This is a genomic window from Rhodopila sp. (assembly GCF_035548235.1).
In the GTDB taxonomy this organism is placed as follows: Bacteria; Pseudomonadota; Alphaproteobacteria; order Acetobacterales; family Acetobacteraceae; genus Rhodopila.
In genome coordinates this window covers 1-3,165 of sequence record NZ_DASZTJ010000086.1, presented here as the reverse complement: position 1 = coordinate 3,165, position 3,165 = coordinate 1, and the positions used below count along the sequence as shown (strand labels likewise).

Genomic DNA, 3,165 nt, shown 5'->3' with positions numbered 1-3,165 from the left:
CGGTGCGGCTAGAGATGCTACAATCCCGCCATGCGTGCAATGAGGGGGGCGGCGGCGGTCGTGCCGCGTTCAGGCGCTGAACCGCGTGCGATAGTCCTGCGGCGTCGTCGCCAGCAGGCGCAGGAAGCTGCGCCGCATGGTTTCCTCTGATCCGAAACCGCATCGCTGGGCGACGCGCTTCACCGGCGTGCCCGAGTCCAGCAGCATCCGTCGCGCCGCCTCGACCCGTAGCCGTTCCACCGCCCGTCCGGGCGAGACGCCGGTGGCCCGCGTGTAGTGGCGGCTGAAACTACGATCGCTCATGCCCGCCTCCCTGGCCAGGACGGGCAGCGACAGGTCATCGGCCAGGTGGCCGACGATCCAGGCGTGCAGGGCATCGAACCGGTCCTCGTTGGCCTGCAGCGACAGCGCGGTGCTGAACTGCGCCTGCCCGCCCGGACGCTTGAGGAACATCACCAGGTGGCGCGCGACGGCCAAAGCGAGGTCGCGGCCGAGGTCTTCCTCCACCAGGGCCAGGGCCAGGTCGATCCCGGCCGTTACGCCGGCCGATGTCCAGACCGTGCCGTCACGCAGGAAGATCGGATCGGCCTCGACCCGCACCGCCGGATACAGCCGCGCCAGTTCGGCGCAGAAGGACCAGTGCGTCACTGCGCGGCGGCCATCCAGCAACCCGGCCGCCGCCAGCAGGAACGCGCCGGTACACACCGACACGACCCGCCGAGCGTGCCGGGATCGCGCTTGCAGCCAGGCCAGGAGGGCGGGGTCCGAGGCGGCCGCCCGCACGCCGGGGCCGCCGGCCACCAGCAGCGTGTCCAGCGGCGCGTCGACCGGCGGCAACGGCGCGGCGCCCAGGACCAGCCCGGCCGAGGCGGTCACGGCCTCTCCCTGCCGCGCCACCACGCGCGGCGCATAGGGGGGCGCACAAGGGGGCGCACAAGGGGGCGCATAGGGGGGCGCACAGGGGGGCACATCGCCCAGCCCCATCCGGGCGACGATCTCGTTGGTCGAGGCGAAGACCTGCAGCGGCCCGGTCGCGTCCAGCAACTGGACCGCCGGAAACACCACCACGTCGACCACGCGGGCCGGCTTTGGCGTAAAACGAGGGGTATCTGGCATATGCGCCAAACCCTGCGCCGCTATCGTCCCGCTGTCCACACCGTTCTCCATCGGAAAGGAGGCACAAACCCATGATCCGGACCGAAACCCACCTGCAGATCGGGTCGCTGCTGTTCGAGGGCCTCGACCAGATCGACCTGACCGGCCCGTTCGAGGTCCTGTCGCGCATCCCCGACGCCACGTACCGCCTCTATGGCCGCACCGCCGGTCCGGTGCGGGACGTCAGGGGCCTGCGCCTGACCCCCGACGCCACGATCGACGAAGCCCCGGCGCTGGACGTCCTGCACGTGCCGGGCGGCGTCGGGCAGGAGGCGCTGATGGACGACGAGCGCCTGCTGTCTTGGCTCCGCCGCCAGGCCGAGGGCGCGCGGACCGTGTTCTCGGTCTGCACGGGCGCCTTGCTCTGCGGCGCGGCGGGTTTGTTGCGTGGGAAACGGGCGACGACGTACTGGGCGTCGTTTCACCTGTTGCCATATTTCGGCGCGACGCCGGTGAACCGCCGCGTCGTGCGCGACGGCACCTGGCTGTTCGCCGCCGGCGTGACGGCGGGGATCGACGGCGCGCTGCACCTGGCCGCCGAACTGCGCGGCGAGGACGTGGCCAAGGCGATCCAGCTTCAGATGGCCTATGCGCCCGAACCGCCTTTCGACAGCGGCACGCCCGAGGCCGCCCCGCCCGCCATCCTGGCCCAGGTCCAGGCCGCCTCCGCCCCCCTCACCGCCCGACGGGAGGCCACCGCTCGGCGTGTCGCCGCCCGTTTGGGCATCTCCCCTTTGGGCATTTCCCCTTTGGGTATTTCCCCTTTGGGCGTTCCCGCCGGCTGAGCCGGCGCTTTCCGGAGCTTCATCATGGACCTGACCCATATCCACGCCTTCGTCGCGGCCATGCAGCGCAAGGACCTGGACGCGATGCTGGACCACATGGCGGACGGCATCGTCCTCAACACGCCGCTGGTGGCGGACCCGGTCGAAGGGAAGGCGGCGATCCGGCAGGTCGTCGTGCCGCTGCTGCGCCTTGTCGACCGGTTCGACTTCCGGGAGGTGATGGAGGGGCCGCGGCACGTGTCCTCCTTCTTCACGATCGCGGTCGGGCCGCTTGCGGCCGACGGCATGGATTTCTGGCGGTTGGACGAGGCCGGGCTGATCGCCGAGATGACCGTCCTGTGGCGTCCCCTGCCGGTCGCGGCCGCCATCGCCCATCAGTTGACCGAGGCGGCCTGACGGTCCCGCCACGCGGCGGGCGGACGCCGCGTGGCGGATGGGGTCATTGCCAGTGGCCGCCGATCCAGGCCCAGCCGCCGTTGACATAGGCCCAATGGGCCGGGACCCAGTGGCGGCCGACGACGCGCTCTACGTAGTGGCCGGGGATCCAGGCGTAGCCGCGCCCGTCCCAGTGCCAATGGCCCGGCTGCCAGACCATCGCCTCCCGCGGGGGAGGCGGCATGGCCTCGACGCGCGGCGGCGGCGGCGGCGGATACGGGTTCGGCGGCGGCACGCAGCCGGCCAGCGAGCCTGTCAGCAGCGCCCCGGCGATCAGGGCCGGCAGGGCGCGTCTCGTGGTCGGCATGTCAGCCTCCTGTCCCAAGCGTCGGCGGCGGATATAGAGTGACAAATTGCAACCTTCCAATCATCAATCCACCAGGGAAAGCTACACCACGAACTTCCCGTTATTGGATGGCTTTGCTTGCGGCTATTGAGTGGAATTGATCCTGGACCCATCATTTCTTGTTGATGCGGACATTGTCTTATCGTCACGAGCTGCGGGGTGCCCGCCGGGGTGATTGTGCGATGGCGCCACATCGATAGACTCCGCCCGAGACCATGACCCAAGCCGACCGCACCACCCGACTGCTGCTCACCGTCCGCTTCATCCGCAGCATCGGCCAGGGCGCGCTGGCCGTTGGTTTCACCCTTTACCTTCACGCCCTCGGCTGGTCGGCGCCCGCCATCAGCGCCGTCCTGAGTGCGGCGCTGGTGCTGGGCGTCGTGCTGACGCTGATCGCCGGGCCGTTGAGCGACCGCGCCGGCCGGCGGCGCTTCCTGCTGGCCT

5 protein-coding genes are annotated in these 3,165 nt (G+C 70.5%); 3 read left to right on the top strand and 2 right to left on the bottom strand.

Annotation, left to right across the window (positions count from 1 at the left end):
• Positions 1-69: 69 nt before the first annotated feature.
• Positions 70-1,116, bottom strand: coding sequence for a GlxA family transcriptional regulator (locus tag VHB27_RS07025; RefSeq protein ID WP_325598627.1), 1,047 nt, complete (start codon positions 1,114-1,116; stop codon positions 70-72).
• A gap of 71 nt (positions 1,117-1,187) precedes the next feature.
• Here VHB27_RS07025 and VHB27_RS07020 point away from each other — a divergent pair, with 71 nt between their 5' ends.
• Together VHB27_RS07020 and VHB27_RS07015 are read left to right on the top strand one after the other, a co-directional pair.
• Positions 1,188-1,940: a DJ-1/PfpI family protein gene (locus VHB27_RS07020; protein ID WP_325598625.1), complete on the top strand. Its 753-nt coding sequence runs from the start codon at positions 1,188-1,190 to the stop codon at positions 1,938-1,940.
• A 24-nt stretch (positions 1,941-1,964) separates the two neighbouring features.
• Complete coding sequence (locus VHB27_RS07015; RefSeq protein ID WP_325598623.1) at positions 1,965-2,336, top strand: nuclear transport factor 2 family protein; 372 nt, start codon at positions 1,965-1,967, stop codon at positions 2,334-2,336.
• A 43-nt stretch (positions 2,337-2,379) separates the two neighbouring features.
• On the opposite strand, the gene VHB27_RS07010 is transcribed toward VHB27_RS07015, so the two are convergent.
• The gene (locus VHB27_RS07010) at positions 2,380-2,682 is read right to left on the bottom strand and encodes a hypothetical protein (RefSeq protein WP_325598621.1); all 303 of its coding nucleotides are present in this window, start codon (positions 2,680-2,682) and stop codon (positions 2,380-2,382) included.
• Positions 2,683-2,936: 254 nt separating this feature from the next.
• Here VHB27_RS07010 and VHB27_RS07005 point away from each other — a divergent pair.
• Positions 2,937-3,165: MFS transporter (locus VHB27_RS07005; protein ID WP_325598619.1), on the top strand; the 229-nt coding region annotated here is incomplete at its 3' end.

Bases quoted from the DNA above. Each gene is read 5' to 3' on its own strand.
- VHB27_RS07025 (WP_325598627.1), bottom strand. From the start codon at position 1,116: ATGCCAGATACCCCTCGTTTTACGCCAAAGCCGGCCCGCGTGGTCGAC.
- VHB27_RS07020 (WP_325598625.1), top strand. From the start codon at position 1,188: ATGATCCGGACCGAAACCCACCTGCAGATCGGGTCGCTGCTGTTCGAG.
- VHB27_RS07015 (WP_325598623.1), top strand. From the start codon at position 1,965: ATGGACCTGACCCATATCCACGCCTTCGTCGCGGCCATGCAGCGCAAG.
- VHB27_RS07010 (WP_325598621.1), bottom strand. From the start codon at position 2,682: ATGCCGACCACGAGACGCGCCCTGCCGGCCCTGATCGCCGGGGCGCTG.